General features: G+C 70.3%; 23 protein-coding genes. 14 read left to right on the top strand and 9 right to left on the bottom strand.

What is annotated here, in order from left to right; translation table 11 throughout:
• The first annotated feature begins 49 nt into the window (after positions 1-49).
• The 5 genes from JOD54_RS10765 (at position 50) to JOD54_RS10745 (ending at position 3237) form a co-directional block, all read left to right on the top strand.
• A complete protein-coding gene (locus tag JOD54_RS10765) occupies positions 50-1093 on the top strand; it encodes an ABC transporter ATP-binding protein (RefSeq protein ID WP_204450392.1) in 1044 nt (347 codons plus the stop codon).
• A complete protein-coding gene (locus tag JOD54_RS10760; RefSeq protein ID WP_204450391.1) occupies positions 1090-1875 on the top strand; it encodes an ABC transporter permease in 786 nt (261 codons plus the stop codon). Before JOD54_RS10765 ends, JOD54_RS10760 begins: the two co-directional genes overlap by 4 nt.
• A gap of 96 nt (positions 1876-1971) precedes the next feature.
• Entirely contained in the window at positions 1972-2499 is a 528-nt protein-coding gene (locus tag JOD54_RS10755; RefSeq protein WP_204450390.1) for a hypothetical protein, read from the top strand.
• A gap of 52 nt (positions 2500-2551) precedes the next feature.
• Complete coding sequence (locus JOD54_RS10750) at positions 2552-3031, top strand: DUF2975 domain-containing protein (protein ID WP_204450389.1); 480 nt, start codon at positions 2552-2554, stop codon at positions 3029-3031.
• Positions 3031-3237: a helix-turn-helix domain-containing protein gene (locus JOD54_RS10745; RefSeq protein ID WP_204450388.1), complete on the top strand. Its 207-nt coding sequence runs from the start codon at positions 3031-3033 to the stop codon at positions 3235-3237. Before JOD54_RS10750 ends, JOD54_RS10745 begins: the two co-directional genes overlap by 1 nt.
• 46 nt (positions 3238-3283) lie before the next feature.
• Here JOD54_RS10745 and phoH2 read toward each other — a convergent pair whose 3' ends face one another.
• Entirely contained in the window at positions 3284-4552 is a 1269-nt protein-coding gene (gene phoH2 / locus JOD54_RS10740) for an RNA 5'-3' helicase PhoH2 (protein WP_372440400.1), read from the bottom strand.
• A gap of 588 nt (positions 4553-5140) precedes the next feature.
• Complete coding sequence (locus tag JOD54_RS10735; RefSeq protein ID WP_204450386.1) at positions 5141-5917, bottom strand: isoprenyl transferase; 777 nt, start codon at positions 5915-5917, stop codon at positions 5141-5143.
• A 49-nt stretch (positions 5918-5966) separates the two neighbouring features.
• Between JOD54_RS10735 and JOD54_RS10730 the strand changes: the two genes are divergently transcribed.
• Together JOD54_RS10730 and trhA are read left to right on the top strand one after the other, a co-directional pair.
• Positions 5967-6404 carry a CoA-binding protein gene (locus JOD54_RS10730; protein WP_307859932.1) on the top strand — a complete coding sequence of 146 codons (438 nt, stop codon included), beginning with the start codon at positions 5967-5969 and terminating at the stop codon, positions 6402-6404.
• 127 nt (positions 6405-6531) lie between these two features.
• Entirely contained in the window at positions 6532-7155 is a 624-nt protein-coding gene (trhA, locus tag JOD54_RS10725; protein ID WP_204456200.1) for a PAQR family membrane homeostasis protein TrhA, read from the top strand.
• Here the strand turns inward: trhA and JOD54_RS10720 are convergent.
• On the bottom strand, positions 7152-7565 hold the full coding sequence (locus tag JOD54_RS10720; protein WP_204450384.1) for a hypothetical protein: 414 nt from the start codon (positions 7563-7565) through the stop codon (positions 7152-7154). The two genes, trhA and JOD54_RS10720, sit on opposite strands and share 4 nt — an antisense overlap.
• A gap of 336 nt (positions 7566-7901) precedes the next feature.
• Between JOD54_RS10720 and JOD54_RS10715 the strand changes: the two genes are divergently transcribed.
• A complete protein-coding gene (locus JOD54_RS10715; protein ID WP_204450383.1) occupies positions 7902-8651 on the top strand; it encodes a GntR family transcriptional regulator in 750 nt (249 codons plus the stop codon).
• 611 nt (positions 8652-9262) lie between these two features.
• Here the strand turns inward: JOD54_RS10715 and JOD54_RS10710 are convergent.
• A complete protein-coding gene (locus JOD54_RS10710; protein ID WP_204450382.1) occupies positions 9263-9793 on the bottom strand; it encodes a GNAT family N-acetyltransferase in 531 nt (176 codons plus the stop codon).
• Positions 9794-9855: 62 nt separating this feature from the next.
• Between JOD54_RS10710 and abmR the strand changes: the two genes are divergently transcribed.
• On the top strand, positions 9856-10356 hold the full coding sequence (gene abmR / locus JOD54_RS10705) for an ATP-binding transcription factor AbmR (protein ID WP_204450381.1): 501 nt from the start codon (positions 9856-9858) through the stop codon (positions 10354-10356).
• Here the strand turns inward: abmR and JOD54_RS10700 are convergent.
• On the bottom strand, positions 10353-10652 hold the full coding sequence (locus JOD54_RS10700) for a hypothetical protein (protein WP_204450380.1): 300 nt from the start codon (positions 10650-10652) through the stop codon (positions 10353-10355). The genes abmR and JOD54_RS10700 overlap by 4 nt on opposite strands.
• Positions 10653-10708: 56 nt before the next feature.
• Between JOD54_RS10700 and JOD54_RS10695 the strand changes: the two genes are divergently transcribed.
• Positions 10709-12043 carry a 3' terminal RNA ribose 2'-O-methyltransferase Hen1 gene (locus tag JOD54_RS10695; RefSeq protein WP_204450379.1) on the top strand — a complete coding sequence of 445 codons (1335 nt, stop codon included), beginning with the start codon at positions 10709-10711 and terminating at the stop codon, positions 12041-12043.
• A gap of 2 nt (positions 12044-12045) precedes the next feature.
• Positions 12046-14550 carry a polynucleotide kinase-phosphatase gene (locus tag JOD54_RS10690; protein ID WP_204456199.1) on the top strand — a complete coding sequence of 835 codons (2505 nt, stop codon included), beginning with the start codon at positions 12046-12048 and terminating at the stop codon, positions 14548-14550.
• Here JOD54_RS10690 and JOD54_RS10685 read toward each other — a convergent pair.
• Together JOD54_RS10685 and mca are read right to left on the bottom strand one after the other, a co-directional pair.
• Positions 14545-14790 carry a hypothetical protein gene (locus tag JOD54_RS10685; RefSeq protein ID WP_372440399.1) on the bottom strand — a complete coding sequence of 82 codons (246 nt, stop codon included), beginning with the start codon at positions 14788-14790 and terminating at the stop codon, positions 14545-14547. The genes JOD54_RS10690 and JOD54_RS10685 overlap by 6 nt on opposite strands.
• Positions 14790-15671 (bottom strand): mycothiol conjugate amidase Mca, encoded by an 882-nt coding sequence (gene mca / locus JOD54_RS10680; RefSeq protein ID WP_204450378.1) that lies wholly within the window; start codon positions 15669-15671, stop codon positions 14790-14792. The genes JOD54_RS10685 and mca overlap by 1 nt, the downstream gene beginning before the upstream one ends.
• A 127-nt stretch (positions 15672-15798) precedes the next feature.
• Here mca and JOD54_RS10675 point away from each other — a divergent pair, with 127 nt between their 5' ends.
• A complete protein-coding gene (locus JOD54_RS10675) occupies positions 15799-16239 on the top strand; it encodes a DUF4307 domain-containing protein (RefSeq protein ID WP_204450377.1) in 441 nt (146 codons plus the stop codon).
• Positions 16240-16414: 175 nt separating this feature from the next.
• The gene (gene greA / locus JOD54_RS10670; RefSeq protein ID WP_204456197.1) at positions 16415-16909 is read left to right on the top strand and encodes a transcription elongation factor GreA; all 495 of its coding nucleotides are present in this window, start codon (positions 16415-16417) and stop codon (positions 16907-16909) included.
• A 509-nt stretch (positions 16910-17418) separates the two neighbouring features.
• On the opposite strand, the gene JOD54_RS10665 is transcribed toward greA, so the two are convergent.
• Positions 17419-18639 (bottom strand): acetyl-CoA C-acetyltransferase, encoded by a 1221-nt coding sequence (locus tag JOD54_RS10665; RefSeq protein ID WP_204450376.1) that lies wholly within the window; start codon positions 18637-18639, stop codon positions 17419-17421.
• Positions 18640-18727: 88 nt separating this feature from the next.
• The gene (locus tag JOD54_RS10660; RefSeq protein WP_204450375.1) at positions 18728-19540 is read right to left on the bottom strand and encodes an SGNH/GDSL hydrolase family protein; all 813 of its coding nucleotides are present in this window, start codon (positions 19538-19540) and stop codon (positions 18728-18730) included.
• Positions 19541-19705: 165 nt separating this feature from the next.
• Here JOD54_RS10660 and JOD54_RS10655 point away from each other — a divergent pair, with 165 nt between their 5' ends.
• Entirely contained in the window at positions 19706-21085 is a 1380-nt protein-coding gene (locus JOD54_RS10655; RefSeq protein WP_204450374.1) for a cystathionine beta-synthase, read from the top strand.
• Positions 21086-21108 lie beyond the last annotated feature (23 nt).

Below are 21108 nucleotides of genomic sequence, written 5' to 3'. Positions count from 1 at the left end.
CGGATTCGCGCGGTCGCATCTCGTTTGACGCGCGGCATATGGTTGCGGGGTGAGAGCAGTCGAGGTCAGGGACCTTGTCAAGCTGTACAAGAAGAACCCCAAGCCCGCGGTGGACGGCCTGGGTTTCAGCGTCGAGGCCGGTGAGGTGTTCGGCCTGCTGGGACCCAACGGCGCCGGGAAGACGACGACCGTGGGGGTGCTGACCACCAGGGTGCTGCCGACGTCGGGGCACGCCGAGGTGCACGGGGTCGACGTGGTCCGCGACGCCAGGCGCGCGCGGCAACTGCTGGCGGTGGTGCCGCAGCGCAACAACCTGGACAGATCGCTCAACATCCGGCAGAACTTGCTGTTCCACGCGGCCTACCACGGGGTGCCGCGGGCCCAGCGCAACGCGCGGGCCGACGAGATCCTGGACAAGATGGGGCTGGCCGACCGGGCCAAGGACAAGATCGACATCGTCTCCGGCGGGCAGGCGCAGCGGGTGATGATCGCGCGCGCGTTGATGCACCAGCCGAAGGTGATGTTCCTGGACGAACCGTCCACCGGCCTGGACCCGCAGGCCCGGCTGTTCGTGCACGACCGGGTGCGCGACCTGCGCGCCGAGGGGGTCACGGTCGTGCTCACCACGCACGACATGGACGAGGCCGCCAAGCTGTGCGACCGGGTCGGCATCGTCGACCACGGCAAGCTGCTCGCCCTGGACACGCCCGCGGCTCTTACGCGCGGATTGCCCGGTAGCACCACCGTGAGCGTCACTGTGAACCTGGCGAGCACTACGGCTGAGCTGGTCGAGAAGGCCCTTGCGGGCATTGACGGCATCGAGCGGGTCGAGCGGATCGCCGCAGGCGCACCTGCTGTGCCCGCTGGACTGCCGCCTGGCGTCCCGCCTGCCGCATTGGCCGCTCTCGCGGCGCAAGCGGCACCCTCGTCCACCGGTCAGTTCCGCCTCTACACCGGGCAGGAGGCCGCGGTGGTCCTGCCGTCCGTGCTGCGGGTCCTCGGCGACACCGCGTGCGAGGTCACCGACCTGTCCATCGGCACCCCGAGCCTCGAAGACGTCTTCATCCACCTCACCGGCCGGGAGCTGCGATGACCACCCACGCCAGTTCCCCGCTGCGCACCTTCGGCTCGGTGCTGTGGCGCGACGTGTTCGTCACCGGCCGCGAACTGCTGCCGTTCCTCGCCCAGGTGATCGTCCAGCCGTTCTTCACCCTGTTCATCTTCGGCAAGGTGCTGGCCAACCTCGGCTACGTCGGCCCCGACTACGCCGCGATCCTGCTGCCCGGCATCGTCGCGCTCAACGGGTTCCTCGGCGCGCTGCAGAACACCACCATGCCGCTGATCATGGACTTCTCCTGGACCAGGGAGATCGAGGACCGGCTGCTCGCGCCGATCCCGATCGCCTGGGTGGCGGTGGAGAAGATGCTCTTCGGCGCGCTGCGCGGGGTGGTCGCGGCGCTGGTGATGATCCCGATCGGGTTCCTCATCCTGGACAACATCAGCTGGCCCGCTTCGGCCTGGCTGCCGGTCCTGCTGATCGTGGCCCTCGGCGCCCTGGTCGGCGCGGCGATCGGGATGACCATCGGCACCTCGGTGCAGCCCAGGCAGATCAACATCCTGTTCGCGGTGATCATGATCCCGCTGATGTTCACCGGCTCCACCCAGTTCCCGTGGATGGGGCTCGAGAGCGTGCGGTGGTTCCAGGTCCTGTGCGCCCTCAACCCGCTGACCTACGTCAGCGAGGGCATGCGCGCGGAACTGGTCCCGCACGTGCCGCACATCCCGATGTGGATCAGCCTCCTGGTCATGGTCGCCGCCTGCGGCGTGTTCGGCACCCTGGGTATCCGCGGCTTCCTCCGCCGAGCACTCGACTGAGCGGTCCGGACCCCGGGATGGCGCATTGTCCCCGGGGTCCGCACCGGAGCAAGATCGGTGACGTCGGGCAACCTCTCGATGACGAGGCGGAACCAGATGACGAAGCCGTTGCGCCGGGTGCTGGTCACGGTCACGCTCCTGTTGGCGGCCTTGACCGCGGGCTGGACACAGGCCGCCGCAGCGCCCGTGGCGGTGGACGCCGAGTGCCTCGGCAGCTTCAGCCGGGCGTTCACCCCGCCGATCACCACCACCCCGCAGACCGTGACCGCCACGGCCACCTACACCTACGGCACCTGCCTGGTCGGCCCCACCGCGACCAGCACCGTGGTCAACAGCGCCACGTTGTCCTGCGTGCCGGTGGTGCCCGGCATCCCGCCGGAGACCGAAGTGGTCACCTGGCTCGACGGAACCGGCGACACCACGACCGTCACGTGGTCCAACTCCACCGTCGTCGGGCAAACCGTGGTCCTGACCGGGGCCGTCACCGCGGGCAGGCACCTCGGCGACAGCGCCACCAAGGTCACCTCCGGCACCAGCTACCTCGGCAGCGTGGTCGGCTGCCTGCTCGGCACCCCGATCAGCAACACCACCGGCCTGGTCGACAGCTTCCTATTGACCAGCTGATCAACGATAGCTACCGATTGACTTTCGATAGATTCCTGGCGACACTCGACGCATGACATCCGTGCATCGAGTGGTCGTCCCACTCCGCGTACTGCTCGTCGTGCTGTTCGGCGTGCTGGTCCTGTTCCAGACCATGTCCCTGCCCGGCCAGTTCGCGCACATGGCGCGCGAGGACCCGGAGTTCGCCCACCTGCGCTGGCCCGCCACCGGCGTGACGGTGTTCTGGGTGCTGTGCGTGCAGGTGGTGATCGTGTCCACCTGGAAGCTGCTCACCCTGGTCAAGACCGACCGGATCTTCACCGAGGAGTCCCTGGTGTGGGTGGACGCGATCGTGTGGGCGATCGCCGGGGGCGGGGTGGTGCTGCTCGGCGTGCTCGGCTTCGTCGGGTTCAACGCGAACGACCCGGGGTTGCCGCTGGTGCTATTCCTGATGTCGGTCGGCGTCACCGTGGTCGGGCTGCTGGTGGTCGTCCTGCGCGCCCTCCTGCGCCAAGCCTCAGCCCTGCGCGCCGACCTGGACTCGGTGATCTGATGCCCATCGTGGTCCGCATCGACGTCCAACTAGCCAAACGAAAAATGAGCGTCGGCGAATTCGCCGAACGAGTCGGCCTCACCCCCGCGAACGTGGCAGTCCTGAAGAACGGCCGTGCGAAAGCCGTCCGCTTCAGCACCCTGGAAGCCATGTGCCGCGTACTCGAGTGCCAACCAGGAGACCTCCTGGAGTGGGTCGAGGACTAGGCGGTGGCCCCCGGAGCGACATCACTCCGAGGGCCATCGCCAGTTCCTAAGCCGTGTGGTCCTCCAGCATCTCCGTCACCAGGGCGGCGATAGGCGACCGCTCCGACCGCGTCAGCGTCACGTGCGCGAACAGCGGGTGCCCCTTCAACTTCTCGATCACCGCGGCGACCCCGTCGTGCCGTCCGACCCGGAGGTTGTCGCGCTGTGCCACGTCATGTGTCAGCACCACGCGTGACCCCGAGCCGAGTCGGGACAGCACGGTCAGCAGGACGTTGCGTTCCAGGGACTGGGCTTCGTCGACGATCACGAAGGTGTCGTGCAGTGATCTGCCGCGGATGTGGGTCAGGGGCAGGACTTCCAGCATGCCCCGGTGCAGCACCTCGTCGATCACCGGCTTGCTGACCAGCGCGCCGAGCGTGTCGAACACCGCCTGCGCCCACGGCAGCATCTTCTCGCTCTCCGTGCCGGGCAGGTAACCGAGGTCCTGCCCGCCGACGGCGTACATCGGGCGGAAGACGACGACCCGCTTGTGCAGGCCGCGTTCCATCACCGCTTCCAGGCCCGCGCACAGCGCCAGCGCGGACTTGCCGGTGCCCGCTCGGCCGCCGAGGGAGACGATGCCGATGTCGGGGTCGAGCAGGAGGTCGAGGGCGATGCGCTGTTCGGCGGAGCGGCCGTGCAGGCCGAAGGCCTCGCGGTCGCCGCGCACGAGGCGGATCTGCTTGTCGGCGGTGACGCGGCCGAGGGCGCTTGAGGTGCCCGCCAGTAACCGGATGCCGGTGTTCGCCGGGAGTTCGGCCGCGTCGGGGACGCCGTAGTCGGCAGGCTCGACCGCGCCGGATTCGAAGAGGGCGGCCACCGCCTCCTGGGGGACGTCCAGGTCGGTCATGCCGGTCCAGCCGGACGGGGCGACCTCGCCCGCCCGGTACTCGTCGGCGTCCAGGCCCACCGCGCCCGCTTTGACCCGCAGCGGGATGTCCTTGGTGACGAGGGTGACCGCCAGGCCCTCGGCGGCCAGGTTGAGCGCGCAGGCCAGGATCCTGGAGTCGTTGCCGTCGGTGCGGAAGCCCGCGGGCAGCACCGACGGGTCGGAGTGGTTGAGCTCGATGTGCAGGGTGCCCTCGCCCACCGCGATGGGCTTGTCGAGCCTGCCGTGCCGTCGTCGCAGGTCGTCGAGCAGGCGCAACGTCTCCCTGGCGAACCACCCGAGTTCCGGGTGGTGCCGCTTGCCCTCCAACTCGCTGATGACCACCAGCGGGACGACGACCGCGTGCTCGGCGAACCGGGTCAACGCCCACGGGTCCGACAGCAGCACGGAGGTGTCGAGGACGTAGGTGCGCCTGGCTGGTTCCGCCTCCTGGGAACTCGACGTACTCGAGGAAAGGCCTGTGGATGAACGCGAAGCGGTCACGGCAACTCCCTCGCGGACGCGGCACCCGCGCCCGCTTCCTCGGTGGGCCGGGCAACCGGCCCTGGCTGGGTCTGCGACTGGCCGACGCGCGGTGGCTACCGGCGTCCACCTCGCTCCCCGCGGGAGCCGGGTGCCGGCCCCCTCGCGATCGTCACTCTCACGACCAGGGCCTCCCGGGTCGAACCGCAGTGGACACGGCCCGACACTTCGAAAGCTACCTGCGAACTCCGACAATCGGCACGCTGCCACACAGGTGATTTTCTATTTCGTCATCACAGTGACATCCCGGCGCCACGCGAGCGCGCAGCGTTATCGGATCCGGCGGCCGCTAGCACACCCGGCGACCGGCGGCAGCGGCCGAACGTGTCGGCGCGTCCACACCTACCGGCGGTTAGGGGTCGGGGCCCCTAGCTGCCTTGACGCGGCGTATCCGGCCGCGGCCGTGACCACCGGCTGGGTGGAAAACCCCGGCCCGGGTGCCCGATGTGGTGCCTAAGACCCGAATCGCCGGTGACGTATTCCGTACGCCCGAAGCGCGCGCAGGAAATCGGTCCGGCGGAAATCCGGCCAGTAGGCCTCGCAGAAGTGGAATTCCGAGTGCGCCGACTGCCAGAGCAGGAAGCCCGACAGTCGCTGTTCACCGGAGGTCCTGATCACCAGGTCCGGGTCCGGCTGCCCGGAGGTGTACAGGTGCTCGGCGATGTGGTCCACGTCGAGCACCTCGGCCAGCGCCTCGATGCTGGTGCCCGCCTCGGCGTGCTGCTGCAGCAGCTTGCGCACCGCGTCGGCGATCTCCTGCCTGCCCCCGTACCCGACCGCGATGTTGACCTCGACGCCCTCGCGCCCACCGGCGCGGCCCGCCGCGGCCTTCAGCCTGGCCGCGGTCTCGGCGGGCAGCCGGTCGAGCGCGCCGATGATCCGCAGCCGCCACGGCGCGCCCGGCTCGGCGAGCTCGTCGACCACGTCGCCGATGATCTCCAGCAGCGGGCGCAGCTCGGATTCGTCGCGGTTGAGGTTGTCGGTGGACAGCAGCCACAGGGTCACCACCTCGACCCCGGCCTCCTCGCACCAGCCGAGCAGGTCGGCGATGCGCCTGGCACCCACCCGGTGCCCGTCGTTGACGTCGGTGAACCCCGCCTCGCGGGCCCAGCGCCGGTTCCCGTCGAGCATCACCCCGACGTGGCGGGGGGTGCGCCCACCCGCTTGCTGGACGAGCCGCTTCTCGTAGATGCCATAGACGATGTCGGCCACACGCCTGCGCAGACTCACGGCCAACGAGGGTACGCCGCCCGGGGGTGATCCGGGGGACACTGGGGACGTGCACCGTACCGAGATCGATCCGATATGGCAGGACCTGGCCGTGCTGGAGCGCCTGGTCAGGGAGTCGCGCACGATCGCGGTCGTCGGCCTCAGCGCCGACCCCGCCCGGCCGAGCCACGGCGTGGCGACCTACCTGCGCTCCAGCGGCCTGACCCTCTTCCCGGTGAACCCGGCGCTGGAGACCTGGGAGGGGCTGCCCGCGTACCGCTCGCTGGCCGACATCCCGGACCCGATCGACGTGGTCGACGTCTTCCGCAGACCCGAGCACGCCGTCGAGGTCGCCGCGGAGGCGGTCGCGGTCGGCGCGGGCGCGCTGTGGCTGCAGCTGGGCGTCATCAGCGACGAGGCGGCCAGGGTGGCGGCGGCGGGCGGGCTGGACGTGGTGATGGACCGCTGCTTCGCCGTCGAGCACCGCGAGGTCGTCGGCTGGTCGTAGCCGGGACTACCGGCCGGTTGTGGTCCGGCGCACACAACCCCGGCGGACCAACCTACGGTCCCGTAACCTCGGGAGCGTGACGGCAGCGACCCAGACCGCGCCCCGGTCCCTCAAGGACAAGCCCCGCATGCGCGGCGTGATCCACCTGTGGTCGTTCTTCATCTCCTTCGCCACCGGCGGCACGCTGATCTCGATGGCCGCGACCATCTCGCCGACCGCGGCCCTGGCGACCTCGGTGTACGGGGCCACCGTGCTCGGCCTCTTCGGCGTGAGCGCGCTCTACCACCGCCGCTGGTGGGTGACCGAGCGCGCCCGCACCATGATGAAGCGCCTCGACCACTCGATGATCTTCCTGTTCATCGCGGGCACCTACACCCCGTTCAGCCTCCTGGCGATGGACCAGCCCACCGGCTACATAGTCCTGTCCGTGGTCTGGGGCGGCGCCATCCTCGGGGTCGGCCTGAAACTGCTGTGGCCGCACGCACCCCGCTGGCTGGGCACCCCCATCTACATCGCCCTGGGCTGGGTGGCCATCTTCGTCCTGCCCCAGCTACTGGCCCACGCAGGCGTTGCCGCCCTCGTACTCCTGCTCGCAGGCGGCCTCTTCTACACCGTCGGCGCGGTGTTCTACGCGACCAAGTGGCCGAACCCCTGGCCCCGAACCTTCGCCCACCACGAGTTCTTCCACGCCGCCACCGTCCTAGCCGCCATCTGCCACTACGTCGCTATCTGGCTGGCGATGTACCCCTAGTCAGCGGTCTCCAGGGCTTGCCACCGCAGCCAGTGCACGACGCGCTCGCCTGTCCGGTCCGAGTCGACGCCGTGCATCTGTGTCGGGTCCAGAGGGGCGATGACGGTGATGGGGGTGCCGTCGGGCAGGGAGGTGTAGGCGCGGGCCTGTGGGTCGTCATCGCAGAACCGCAGCACCAGCGTGGCATGGTCGAGGGTGTCCAGCCACGCCAACAGGTTCGCGCACGCCTGCGGCTGATCGGGGGCGGGGACGAACACCTCGACCCGGCCCGGGCTCTCTCCGGCCGCGTGGACGCCAAGGCTGCCCAACGGTAGGTGCGGGTGGCTGTCCATGTGTCGTCGAACTGCTGTCGTGGCGTGGTCGATCTGTCCCCATGGGACGGTGATGGTGGTCTCCAAAGTCGCGGTCATGCTGCTTGTCCTCCATGCGTTGTGTGCTGTGCCGGTGATGTAGGGGCGCGACTCGACCAGGTTCGGGTCGAGACACCACCCGATGCGGGACGTGAAACGGCAGAGCCATATCGCCCACGTTCTCCCAGTCGGCGCCAACACCGTCCGGGGCCTCGTTGTGTCTCTGCCGTGGACGCGGCGCCTGCAACGTGCGCAACACTCAGAACGTTAGAGGTGTACTAGAGCACTGTCAACACGTGCTCTAGTACACAGTGAACTGGGTTTGAGATCAGGGGGTGCGGGGCTAACCTGTAGGTGCCCTAGAACACGTGGAGTGCTCTACCAAGGAGACGAGTCATGCCGTCGATCGAGCGGCCGGAGCCGCCGTACATGCAGATCGCAGCCGAGATCCGGGCCCGGATCGCAAGCGGGGATCTGAAGGTTGGCGACGCCGTGCCGTCGGCCCGGCAGATCACCCGTGACTGGGAGGTGGCGATGGCCACGGCCGCGAAGGCGCTCGCGCTGCTTGGCTCCGAAGGCCTGGTTCGCTCGGTGTCAGGAGTGGGCACCATCGTCGCGGGCGACTCCCTGCACCTGTCGGCCCAGGACCGCGTCCTTGCCATCGAGCGCACGGGCAAGATCTACCCGCCTGGCCACTACGCGAAGGTCCGGTCTGCTGTGCTGACCGCTGCCCCTGCAGAGGTGGCTGGGGCCCTGGGGCTGGACGAGGGTGAGCAGGTCATCCAGCGGCGGCGGACCACCTACAGCGCGGAAGACGTTGCGCTCTCCACTTCCGTGTCCTGGTACCCCGGCGACCTTGCAGAAGTGGCCCCGCTCTTGCTTGAGACCTCCCGCATTCCCCAGGGGACCAGCCGCTACGTGGAAGAGCTCACCGGCCGCGTTGTCAACGCGACCCACGTGCAGCATGCCGGAGGTGGCGCCAGCGCGGAGGACGCCCAGGAATTGGGCGTTGAAGCCAGCACACCGGTACTGCTCAGCCGCAACCGCTTCCTGGACGCCGCGGGGGCCGTCATCGAGTACGGCGAGTCGACCACACTGCCCGGCCACTGGGTGTTCTACGAGTACACGAACGGTGGCGGTGCTTAACCTCCCGCAGTCTCAGCATCTGCCAGAAGCGGTCACGGCCATCCCCGCTCGCGCGGGGACGACCGGATGAGTAGCCGCCGTCCGCAGAGTCGCAACCAACGTCGCCACTGCCCCCGAGGGGCCTTTCGGCTCGCCTGCGGCATTGCGCTGGATCCGCGATTTAGGTGCGGGCTCGATGTGGTGGACCAGTTCGCGTGGGGCCCCTACGACAGCCGTGGCAGGACCGCAAAGCAGGGGCCGAAAAGCATGGCCCTGCAGCGAGGCAAGGCTACGACTATCGTCCCCCACACAAAACAGGTCCACCCCATCGAGCAGTTGGCACCAGCGACTTCCGGGGGCGGTGGTTGGGCTGGCGGGGTTGGCTCGGCGGGTTGGGTTTGGGTGGGCTGACTCGGTGGGTTGGGGTGGCACCAGCGGCTTCCGAGTGTCCAGTGGTCAGCAATGCTGTCGGAGTCGGGTGGTTGGGCTGGCACCAACGGCTTCCGAGTGTCCAGTGATTGGGCTGGCGGGGCTGACTCGGGGGTTGGGCTGGCACCAGCAGCCTCTGGGAGCCGTGGCTGGGTTGGGTGGCCTGGCTCGGGGTGGGCTGAGCTGGCGCGTCTGGTTCCGGGCTAGTCCTTGTACTCCTCTGCCAGGAGGCTCATGAGGATCTGGTCGTGGAGTTGGCCGTCGCGGCGGAAGGAGTTGCGGCGGCGGCCTTCTTGGACGAAGCCGAGTTTGCGGTAGAGGTGTTCGGCGGCGTCGTTGCCTGCTACTACTTCTAGGTCTATTGCGGTGAGGCGCATGTCGTTGAAGGCCCAGCGGCAGACCATTCTCAGGGCTTCGGTGGCGTAGCCCTTGTTCCAGGTGTCCTTCTCCCCCAGGTACATGTCGAGGGTGGCCCTGCCGACCTCCGGGGTGGCGTCGCGCAGGCCGATGAAGCCGATGAGGCGGGACTCGGCGGTGGTGGTGATGGCGAAGCGGCAGCGTTCGTAGCTGTTCGAGGGGAACTCGGCGAAGCGTTTTCGGACTTCGGCCAGGGACTCGGGGTACGAGGTGGTCATCCACCGCATGGCCACGGGGTCGTGGTGCCAGCGCCAGAACGCGTCGGCGTCTTCGGGTTCGATGGCTCGGAGGTGGACCAGGTCGCCGGTGAGGTTCATGGGACCAGGGTAGGGACCCAGGAGGGTGTAACGTTGTAATCAAGTAATCAGAAGGAGTGGTCATGAGCGACATCGCGGCGTGGTTCTCCGGGCGGCTGCCCGAGGGCTGGTTCACCGGCGAACCCGAGATCACCGTCGACCGGGAGGAGATCCTGCTGGTCGGCACCCTCCCCCCGCTCGCGGACGACTACCCGGACGAGGCCGCCACGGCCGCCGCCGAGGCGGGGCGGATCGCGCGGTGGCGGGAGGACACCCGGGAGCGGCGGATCGAGATCGCCCGGCAGGCCGAGCACCGGTACGGGCGCAAGGTCGCCTGGGGCGCGCGGCAGGGCGGCACCGAGGAGCTGTTCACCACCCTGTCCGTCCCGGTGATGACCCGCCTGCGCCAACCGGAGCGCCGCACCCTCGACACCCTGGTCGACGCCGGGGTGGCCCGGTCCCGGTCGGACGCCCTGGCGTGGGCGGTGCGGCTGGTGGGCAAGCACGCCGAGGAGTGGCTCACCGACCTGCGGGCGGCCATGACCAAGGTGGAGGACCTGCGCACCCAGGGGCCGGACCGCTAGTCGACCCAGCGGAACCACGCCTCGTCGCCGTCCACGTGGAGCAGGTACTCGGCGACGGGGCCCGTCGGGGCGTGGAGGGTGAGGCTGGCGGCGATCTTGGCGTGCACGCTGTCCCACGCGGCGACGTCGGGGGACTCGACGAGGGCGAGTTCCTGGTCGAACAGCGGGCGGAACCGGTCGAAGGCCGGGAGCGGGACGAGGCGCCCGTAGAGCCACGGGAAGTCGCTGTCGTTGATCACGATGTCCGCGACGGGGTCGTCGCCGCTGGTCAGGCGCCACACTTCGCCGATCCTCATGCCCCACCCCTCAAACCGAGATGCCCACCAACAGCCCGCTTTGCCACACTCCACGGGTGTTGTTGACGGTATCGACCACCATGAACCCGGCCACCGATCTGGGCTTCCTGCTGTTCAAGCACCCGGACCGAGCGCAGTCCTTCAGCACCGCTTCCGGCACCGCGCACGTCTTCTACCCGCAAGCGGACGAGGCGCGGTGCACGGCGGCGCTCCTGCTCGAGGTCGATCCCGTCACCCTGGCCAAGAGCCGACCTGGCACCAGCCATGTCGACGAGCGGGCTTACGCGTCCGGTTCGATGCTCGCGGTGGCACTGGGTTCGGTGTTCCGGACCGCGATGACGGGCCGTTGCGACTCGCGCCCCGACTTGCCCGGCACGGCCATCCCGTTGTCGGTGCACCTGCCCGCTGTCGCCTGCAACGGCGGCGTCGACCTGGCGGAGCGGCTGTTCGCGCCGATGGGCTGGCAGGTCGAGGCGCGGCCGGTGCCGTTGGACCCGGCGTTGCCGGAGTGGGGCGACTCCCGCTTCCTGGACCTGCGGCTCACCGGCACGCAGCGGCTGGCCGACGCGTTGCACCACCTGTACGTCCTGCTGCCGGTGCTCGACGACACCAAGCACTACTGGGTGGGCGAGGACGAGGTGGCGAAGCTGGTCCGGGCGGGCGGCGACTGGCTGCCCGCGCACCCCGAGCGGGACCTGGTCAGCCGCCGCTACCTGGCCCACCAGCGCGGGTACGTGCGCAGCGCCCTCACCCAGCTGACCGAGTTGGACGGGACGGCCGAGGAGCCGGAGGTGACCACCACCCGCCCGTTGGCCGCGGCCAGGGCGGACGCCGTGATCGCTGCGCTGCACGAGGTCGGTGCGCGGCGTGTGCTCGATCTGGGCTGCGGTGGCGGAGCGCTGCTGGAGCGGCTGGCGGAAGAGTTTTCCGAGGTCGTCGGTACCGATGTTGCCGCGGGTGCGCTGGACGCGGCCGAGCGCCGGTTGTCGCGGCTGCCGGAGCGGGTCCGCGAGCGGGTGTCGCTGCGGCACTCGTCGGTCACCTACACCGATCCCGAGTTGGCGGGGTTCGACGCGGCGGTGTTGATGGAGGTCATCGAGCACGTCGACCCGCCTCGGCTGCCCGCCGTGGAGCGGGTGGTGTTCGGCGTCGCGAAGCCTGCGCACGTGGTCGTCACCACCCCGAACGTCGAGTACAACCCGCTGCTCGGGTCCGCGGCGACCCGGCACCCCGACCACCGGTTCGAGTGGACCAGGGCGCAGTTCCAGGCTTGGGCGGACGGCGTCGCCGAGCGGACCGGCTACACCGTCCGATTCGGACCCGTCGGCCCGGTCCACCCCGATCTCGGGCCGCCCACCCAGTTGGCCGTGTTCTCCAGGGAGGAAGCGTGAGCATGGACCTCGCCATCCCCGACATGGCCCTGGTGGTGCTCGTCGGCGCCTCCGGGTCCGGCAAGTCGACCTTCGCGCGCAAGCACTTCGCGCCGACCCAGGTGCTCTCCAGCGACTTCTTCCGCGGCCTGGTCAGCGACGACGAGAACAGCCAGGACGCCTCGGCCGAGGCGTTCGACGCGCTGCACTACATCGCGGGCAAGCGCTTGCGGGCAGGCCTGGTGACGGTGGTCGACGCGACCAACACCCAGCGCGGTCCGCGCGCGGACCTGCTGCGGCTGGCCAAGGAGCACGACGTGCTGCCGGTCGCGATCGTGCTGGACCTGCCGGAATCGGTGTGCGTGCGGCGCAACGCCGAGCGACCCGACCGCGACTTCGGCGCCCACGTGGTGCGCAGGCACGTCGACGAGCTGCGCCGGTCGGTGCGGTCGCTGACCAAGGAGGGCTTCCGCCGGGTGCACGTGCTGCGCGGTGAGTCCGAAGTGGACGAGGCGCGGATCGTCGTCGAGCCGCTGCGCAACGACCTGCGCGGCGAGACCGGCCCGTTCGACGTGATCGGCGACGTGCACGGCTGCCGGGCGGAGCTGGAGGAGTTGCTCGGCGAGCTGGGCTACACCCTCGACCGGGACGCCCAGGGCCGCGCGGTCGGCGCGGCGCACCCGCAGGGCAGGCGCGCGGTGTTCGTCGGCGACCTCGTGGACCGGGGGCCGGACACGCCGGGCGTGCTGCGACTGGCGATGGGCATGGTCGAGGCCGGTACGGCGCTGGCCGTGTCGGGCAACCACGAGCACAAGCTGCTGAAGGCGTTGCGCGGCAAGCAGGTCACCGTGCGGCACGGGCTCGCCGAGTCGCTGGAGCAGTTGGGGCGCGAGGAACCCGAGTTCGTCACGCGCGTGGAACGCTTCTGCGACCAGCTGATCGGGCACTACGTGCTCGACGGTGGCGCACTGGTGGTCGCGCACGCGGGCCTGCCGGAGCACTACCACATGCGGGCGTCCGGCCGGGTTCGCTCGTTCGCGCTCTACGGTGACACGACCGGCGAGACAGACGAGTACGGGCTGCCGGTGCGCTACCCGTGGGCCCGTGACTACCGCGGTCGGGCGATGGTCCTGTATGGACACACGCCGGTCCCGGAAGCGGAGTGGATCAACTCGACCATGTGCCTGGACACCGGGTGCGTGTTCGGCGGGAAGCTGACCGCGTTGCGCTACCCGGAGCGGGAACTGGTTTCCGTCGCGGCGCACGAGGTGTGGTACGAGCCGGTGCGGCCGTTGGTGGCACCGGTCGCCGAGCGGGAGCCGACCGCGCTGGCGCTCGACGACGTCCTCGGCCGCCGGGTCGTCCAGACGTGGGCACAGGACGCGGTGACAGTGCGCGGGGAGCGGTCCGCAGCGGCGTTGGAGGTGATGAGCCGGTTCGCGGTGGATCCGCGCTGGCTGGTGTACCTGCCGCCGACGATGGCGCCCGCGGAGACGCATCGGGAAGGCGAGTACCTGGAGCACCCGAGGGAGGCGTTCGCCGGGTACGGGGCGCTTCCCGTGCTGTGCGAGGAGAAGCACATGGGCTCCCGGGCGGTCGTGCTGGTGACCCGCTCGGAGTCCGTCGCTCCTCGGCGGTTCGCGATCGAGGGCGACGGCGCCGTCTACACCCGCACCGGCAGGCCGTTCTTCGACGAAGAGACCACATCCGTCCTCTTGGGACGAGTACGTTCGACCATCCCGTGGGAGGAGCTGGACACCGACTGGGTGTTGCTCGACGCCGAGCTGCTGCCGTGGAACGCCAAGGCGAAGGAGCTGATCACCGGCCAGTTCGCCGCCGTCGCCGCAGCCGCCCACGCCGCGCTCCCGGCCGCGCTGTCAGCATTGCGCTCGGCCGCCGACCGCGGCGTCGGAGTGGCGGACCTGTTGTCCCGCACGGAAATCCGGCTCACCAACGCGGGATCGTTCCGGGACGTCTACCGCCGCTACTGCTGGCCGACAACCGGCCTCGACGGCGTGCGCCTCGCGCCGTTCCAGCTGCTGGCCACCGAAGGCCGGACCTACCACGACCGACCGCACACCTGGCACCTGGAGATCGCCGACCGGCTGCACGCCGCCGACCCGGACCTGTTCACCCGCACCCGGCGGCTGGCGGTCGACCCGACCGACCCGGGCTCGGTGGCCGAGGGCGTGGCCTGGTGGGAGTCGCTGACCGCGGCGGGCGGCGAGGGCATGGTCGTCAAACCGGCGGCGAACTTCGTGCGCACCGGCCGCAAGCTGACCCTGCCCGGCCTCAAGGTCCGCGGCCGCGACTACCTGCGGGTGGTCTACGGCCCGGACTACACGACCAACCTGGACCGACTGCGCGACCGCAAGCTCGGCCCCAAGCGGTCCCTGGCGTTGCGCGAGTACGCGCTCGGCCTCGAGGCGCTGGACCGGCTGGTCAAGGCCGAACCGCTGTGGCGGGTGCACGAGGCGGTGTTCGCGGTCCTGGCGCTGGAGTCGGAGCCGATCGACCCCAGGCTATGACGCGGTCGGCTTGGCCGGTGGTTCTTCGGCGGCGGGCTCGTCGAACGACGCCGGGAGCCGCTTGAGGTGCTTGGTCATCGAGCGGACCAGGAAGGCCACCGCCACGAAGAACAGCACCAGGATCAGGAAGCCGAGCGGGGAGGACTTGCCGAAGTCCTCCCCCTGGCCGCCGGGGTCGGCAGGCTTGGGCGGCTGGGTCTGCACCTGGGCGAAGGTGACCGGGAACTCGGGGCCGGGGATCACAGCGCGACCTTCTCCTGGATGCCGGAGAAGAGGTCGTCCTCGGGCAGGGTGCTGTCGACCAGCGAGCGGACCAGCTCGTACTCCTCGACCGGCCACACCTCGCGCTGCAGGTCCAGCGGCACCGCGAACCAGCGGCTGTTGGGGTCGATCTGGGTGGCGTGCGCCAGCAGCGCGGCGTCGCGGACCTCGAAGTAGTCGGCGCACTCGACGCGGGTGGTGACCCGGTCGGCGACGTCGCCCCGGTCGGCGGACCAGTTCTCCAGCCACTCGCCGTACGGGGACTCCAGGCCGCGCGCGAGCAGGGCCTCGTGGATCGCGACCATCCGGACCCGGCTGAAGCCGTGCGAGTAGTACAGCTTCAGCGGCTGCCACGGCTCGCCCGCCGACGGGTGCAGCTCCGGGTCGCCCGCGGCGTCGAACGCTGCAACGGAGACCTCGTGGCAGCGGATGTGGTCGGGGTGCGGGTAGCCGCCGTTCTCGTCGTAGGTGATGACGACGTGCGGGCGGAACTCGCGGATCGCGGCGACCAGCGGCGGCACCGACTCCTCCAGCGGCACCAGCGCGAAGCAACCCTCCGGCAGCGGCGGCTTCGGGTCGCCCTCGGGCAGGCCGGAGTCGACGAACCCGAGCCAGCGGTGCTCGACGCCCAGGATCTCGGCGGCCTTGGCCATCTCCGCCCGCCGCACACCCGCGATGTCCGCGGTCACCTCGGGCCGGTCCATCGCCGGGTTGAGGATGTCCCCGCGCTCCCCACCGGTGCAGGTGACCACCATGACCTCGTGCCCGTCGGCGACGTACTTGGCCATCGTCGCCGCACCCTTGCTCGACTCGTCGTCGGGGTGGGCGTGCACCGCCATCAACCGCAGCTTCTCGGACATGGTCCTCCTCGGCCCCCTCCTGGTACGTGGTCCCGCGCACGGCGGATACTCGACCCGAACAGCGCAACGCGCCGCGCGGGGGCCATTGTTCCCGCCGGTTGGAACGCCCGCGTGAGGAGGCCCCGCTATGACCGCCGACGGTCGCACACCGCCAGAGGGCCGTTACGGCGCGCGAAAGGCGCCGCGGTCGCGACGGACAGCGATCGTTTTGGTCACCCTCGGCCTCGTCGTGGGCACCGCGGTGGCTTACGTCGGATACCGCAACCTGGGTTCGGCGCCTATAGAAGCAGAGCGGACTGCTTTTAGTCCGGAGCCCGGCAACCGCATGCGAATGACGTTCGAGGTGACTCGATCCACCCCGGAACGGGCCGCGGTGTGCGTGGTGCGGGTGCGCGGCATCGACGGCGCCGAAGGCGGCCGCAAAGAGGTCTACGTGCCGCCGGGTCAGGCGTCCGTCCGGATGACGACGGTGGTCGCGAGCAGCACAGAACCGGTTACGGCCGACGTTTTCGGCTGCTCGTACCAGGTGCCCGCTTACCTGTCCACAACCCAGCCGCCAACGGGGTGAACTACACCCAGAATTGGGGCAAAGGGGACAAATCCGGCGTTATAGCACGTGTGTTCGTGGTACGCTCGTAGACCTGCACGGCCCCTAGGAGGGCCGTGTTTTTTCCATTCCGGGCGCACCACGAGGCCTGGACTGCCGGCCTGTGACCACGGGCCCGGAGTACGACGAGGAGTTGGTGACCGTGAGCGACACCCAGGTGACCTGGTTGACCCAGGAGGCCTACAACCGGCTCAAGCACGAGCTCGACGAGCTGATTGAGAACCGCCCGGTCATCGCGCAGAAGATCAACACCAGCCGCGAGGAGGGTGACCTCAAGGAGAACGGCGGCTACCACGCGGCCCGCGAGGAGCAGGGCCAGCAAGAGGCCCGCATCCGCCACCTGCAGGAGCTGCTGCGCGGCGCCAAGGTCGGCGAGGCCCCGGCCAACGACGGCATCGCCGAGCCGGGCATGGTCCTGACCGTCCGCTACGACGGCGAGGACGACGAAGAGGTCTTCCTGCTGGCCACCCGCGAGGAGGGCGGCGAGGGCGAGCTGGAGGTCTACTCCCCGGAGTCCCCCCTCGGCCGCGCGCTGCTCGGTGCCAAGGAGGGCGAGACCCGCGAGTACGAGCTCCCCAACGGCAAGACCCAGAAGGTCATCCTCACCAAGGCCGTCCCCTACGGCGGCTGACCCAGGTACCCACTCGAACGGCCATCCCCGCGCTGGCGGGGGTGGCCGTTCGGCGTTCGCGGGTGCCGTTCGAGCCGAGCGGCAGGGCTTGCCCGCAGGGCGGCGGCGCCACGAACGGCGACCTGGGGAGGACGGGGCGGACATGCCTCGGGGCAAGATCAAACCGAAGTAGGCAGCCCCCGAACCGAACCTACCGGCGGAAGCGGGCAGAACGGGCGGCTCGATGGACGGGCTGTGGACAACTCGGCGACCACGCCTCGGAGCAAGATCAAACCGCGCTGAGCAGCCCCCGAACCGAGCCTACCGGCGGAAGCGGGCAGAACGGGCGGCTCGGCGGGCGGGCTGTGGACAGCTCGGTCCCCTGCCGCGGGCGGCGAGCAGGTCGGGTGGCGGACCTCCCTTGGGTTTGTCCACAACGTCGCCCGGGATCCACACGCAAGATCGCCGGTCTCCGAGCAGCCCTCGGACCTGGAAGGATTGATTCGGGGGCTGCTCGGCACGGCCCCGAATCAGCTCAGCCGCTCCAGGACCATGGCCATGCCCTGGCCGCCGCCGACGCACATGGTTTCCAGGCCGAGTTGCTTGTCGTGCCACTGGAGGGAGTTGATCAGGGTGGTGGCGATGCGGGCGCCGGTCATGCCGAAGGGGTGGCCGACGGCGATGGCGCCGCCGTTGACGTTGAGGCGGTCCTCGTCGACGCCGAGGTCGCGGGCCGAGGGGATGACCTGGGCGGCGAAGGCCTCGTTGATCTCCACCAGGTCGATGTCGGCGATGGTCAGGCCCGCGCGGGCCAGTGCCCGCCGGGACGCCTCGACCGGGCCGAGGCCCATGACCTCCGGGGACAGGCCGGAGACGCCGGTGGAGACGATGCGGGCAAGCGGGGTCAGGCCGAGTTCGGCGGCCTTGCGGTCGGACATGATCACCAGGGCCGCCGCGCCGTCGTTGAGGGGGCAGCAGTTGCCAGCGGTGACCCGGCCGTCGGGGCGGAACACCGGCTGCAGGGTGGCGGTCTTCTCGTAGGTCACGCCCGCGCGCGGACCGTCGTCGGTGTCGACGACGCGGCCGTCTGGCAGGGTCACCGGGGTGATCTCGCGGGCCCAGAAGCCCGACTTGATCGCCTCCTCCGCGCGGTTCTGCGAGCGGACGCCGAAGTGGTCCATCTCCTCGCGGGTGATGCCCTTGGCCAGCGCCAGGTTCTCCGCGGTCTGGCCCATCGCGATGTAGGCGTTGGGCACGCGGCCGTCGGTGCGCGGGTCGTGCCACTCGCCCGCGCCGGACTCGGCGACCTCGGCGGTGCGCGCCTCGGCCTCGGCGAAGATCGGGTTGTGCGTGTCCGGCCACGAGTCGGAACTGCCCTTGGCGAACCGGGAGACCGCCTCCACGCCCGCGGAGATGAACACCTCGCCCTCGCCAGCCTTGATCGCGTGCAGCGCCATCCTGGTCGTCTGCAGCGAGGACGCGCAGTAGCGGGTCACCGTGCAGCCGGGCAGGGAGTCGTAGCCGAGCAGCACCGAGACGATCCGGCCCATGTTGTTGCCCTGTTCGCCGCCGGGCAGGCCGCAGCCGAGCATCAGGTCGTCGATGTCGGCGGGGTCGAGCGCGGGCACCCGGTCGAGGGCGGCGCGGACCATCTGCGCGGTGAGGTCGTCCGGCCGGATGTCGACCAGCGACCCCTTGCCCGCGCGGCCGATCGGCGAGCGGACGGCGGAGACGATGACTGCCTCGGGCATGGGTACTCCTTCGCGGTGGACACCAACACGACACCGCTGAGGCTACGCCGAACTACCCGCCGGTAACCCACCCGTGGAGCCACGCCGCTCAGTCGGGAGTCACCGCACTGTCGCACACCCCGGCCGCCGAACACAGTGGGGCGAGGATCACTGCCGCCGCCAACGCGTACCCCGCGCCGTTGGGGTGGAACCGGTCGGTGCTGAACAGCTCCTCCGGCCGGGTCGCGAAGTGCCGGGACAGCAGCGTCAGCGGAACGACCGAGGCGCCGCTGCCCACCAGGGCACGCGCCTGCGCCCGGCCGAGCGCCAGGCTCCACCGCGCGGCAAGCGACCGCAGCGGCTGCGGGATCGGGCGGACCGAGCCGAGGTCCGGGCACGTACCCACCACGACCGCCGTGCCTGCCGCGACCAGCCGCCGGACCTGCTCGGCCAGCAACTCGGCGCACACGGCGACACCGCGCCGAGCGGTGACGTCGTTGCCCCCGACCATGACCAGGGCGACCCGAGGCGGGTCCACCAGCGCGCGGTCGACCTGGCCCGCGAGGTCGGAGCTGCGCGAGCCGCTGATCGCGTAGGTCGTCAACCGGACCGGACGACCCGATTCCTCCGCAAGACCACGCGCGAGTTGAACACCCGGCAACCAGTCCGGCGCCTCCGCACCGAGGCCCGCCGCGCTCGAGTCACCGAAGACGCCGAAGGTGAGGCCACCGGCGGCCACGACCGGTCCGGAGCCATCGGGCAGGTACACCCCATCGGCGTTGAACGGCAGGTCGCGCGGGACACCGATGACGCTGCGGGCCTGCCGGGACTGCGACTGCAAGAGGGTGTAGGCCGCGCCGGACAGGCCGCCAACGGATCCCGCCGCAACCGCGGCCACCCAGAGCCCACGGACCCAGTACATCGCCTGCCCCCCTCCGACCAAAGGTGACTGTCCTAGACCTATCGCCCCTTTGGACCTCCTCCTTACCAAACGCGCCGAACACCTCGCCGCGCCTTGGCCCCGGCTACGCTCCAGGAGCAGGTCAACGACGCGACCCCTACACGCGACCCCACGAAGGAGCCCTCGGTGGAGTACGTCGAGCACATCATCGATCTCGTCGGTGACACGCCGCTGGTGAAGCTGAACTCCCTGGCCGAAGGGCTGGCACCGACGGTCCTGGCCAAGGTCGAGTACTTCAACCCGGGCGGCAGCGTCAAGGACCGGATCGCGCTGCGCATGATCGAGGCGGCCGAGGCCTCCGGCGAGCTGCGGCCCGGCGGCACGATCGTCGAGCCCACGTCGGGCAACACCGGCGTCGGCCTGGCCCTCGTGGCGCAGCGCAAGGGCTACAAGTGCGTCTTCGTCTGCCCGGACAAGGTCAGCGAGGACAAGCGCAACGTCCTCAAGGCCTACGGCGCCGAGGTCGTGGTGTGCCCGACCGCGGTGGCACCGGAGCACCCGGACTCCTACTACAACGTCTCCGACCGGCTCGTGCGCGAGATCGAGGGCGCGTGGAAGCCCAACCAGTACGCCAACCCGCAGAACCCGGCGAGCCACTACCACTCCACGGGCCCGGAGCTGTGGCGGCAGACCGCGGGCAAGATCACGCACTTCGTGGCGGGCGTCGGCACCGGCGGCACGATCTCCGGCACCGGCCGCTACCTCAAGGACGTCTCGGGCGGCGCGGTCCAGGTCATCGGCGCGGACCCGGAGGGCTCGGTCTACTCGGGCGGCACCGGCAGGCCGTACCTGGTCGAGGGCGTCGGCGAGGACTTCTGGCCGGAGGCCTACGACCGCACCGTCGCCGACGAGATCATCGCGGTGTCCGACGCCGAGTCCTTCGAGATCACCCGCAGGCTCGCCCGCGAAGAGGGCCTCCTGGTGGGCGGTTCCTGCGGCATGGCGGCGGCCGCGGCGCTGCGGTTGGCCAAGCAGCTCGGCCCGGACGACGTCGTCGTGGTGCTCCTGCCCGACGGCGGCCGCGGCTACCTGTCGAAGGTCTTCAACGACCCGTGGATGGCGCAGTACGGCTTCCTGCCGCCGGAGCACTCCGGCGCCACGGTCGGCGACGTGCTGCGGCGCAAGAGCGCGTCGGGCAACACCATCCCGGACTTCGTGCACGCCCACCCGACCGAGACCGTCGCCGACGCCGTGGCGATCCTGCGCGAGTTCGGCGTGAGCCAGATGCCGGTGGTCAACGCCGAGCCGCCGGTCATGGCGGCCGAGGTCGTCGGCGCGGTCAACGAGCGCGACCTGCTCGACGCCCTGTTCACCGGCAAGGCCGCCCTGGCCGACCGGCTCGACCGCCACATGTCCGGCCCGCTGCCCACGATCGGCGCAGGCGAGCAGGTGTCGATGGCCATGAAGGCGCTGACCGACGCCGATGGCGCGCTCGTCCTCGTTGACGGCAAGCCCGCCGGGGTGGTCACGAGGCAAGATCTCCTCGGCTTCCTCGCCGGGCGGTGACGCCGCATGGTCACCCGGCGAGG

This window comes from Actinokineospora baliensis (genome assembly GCF_016907695.1).
In the GTDB taxonomy this organism is placed as follows: domain Bacteria; phylum Actinomycetota; class Actinomycetes; order Mycobacteriales; family Pseudonocardiaceae; genus Actinokineospora; species Actinokineospora baliensis.
Note: the sequence above shows the minus strand (reverse complement) of the source record. Positions and strands in the feature narration are given on the sequence as shown.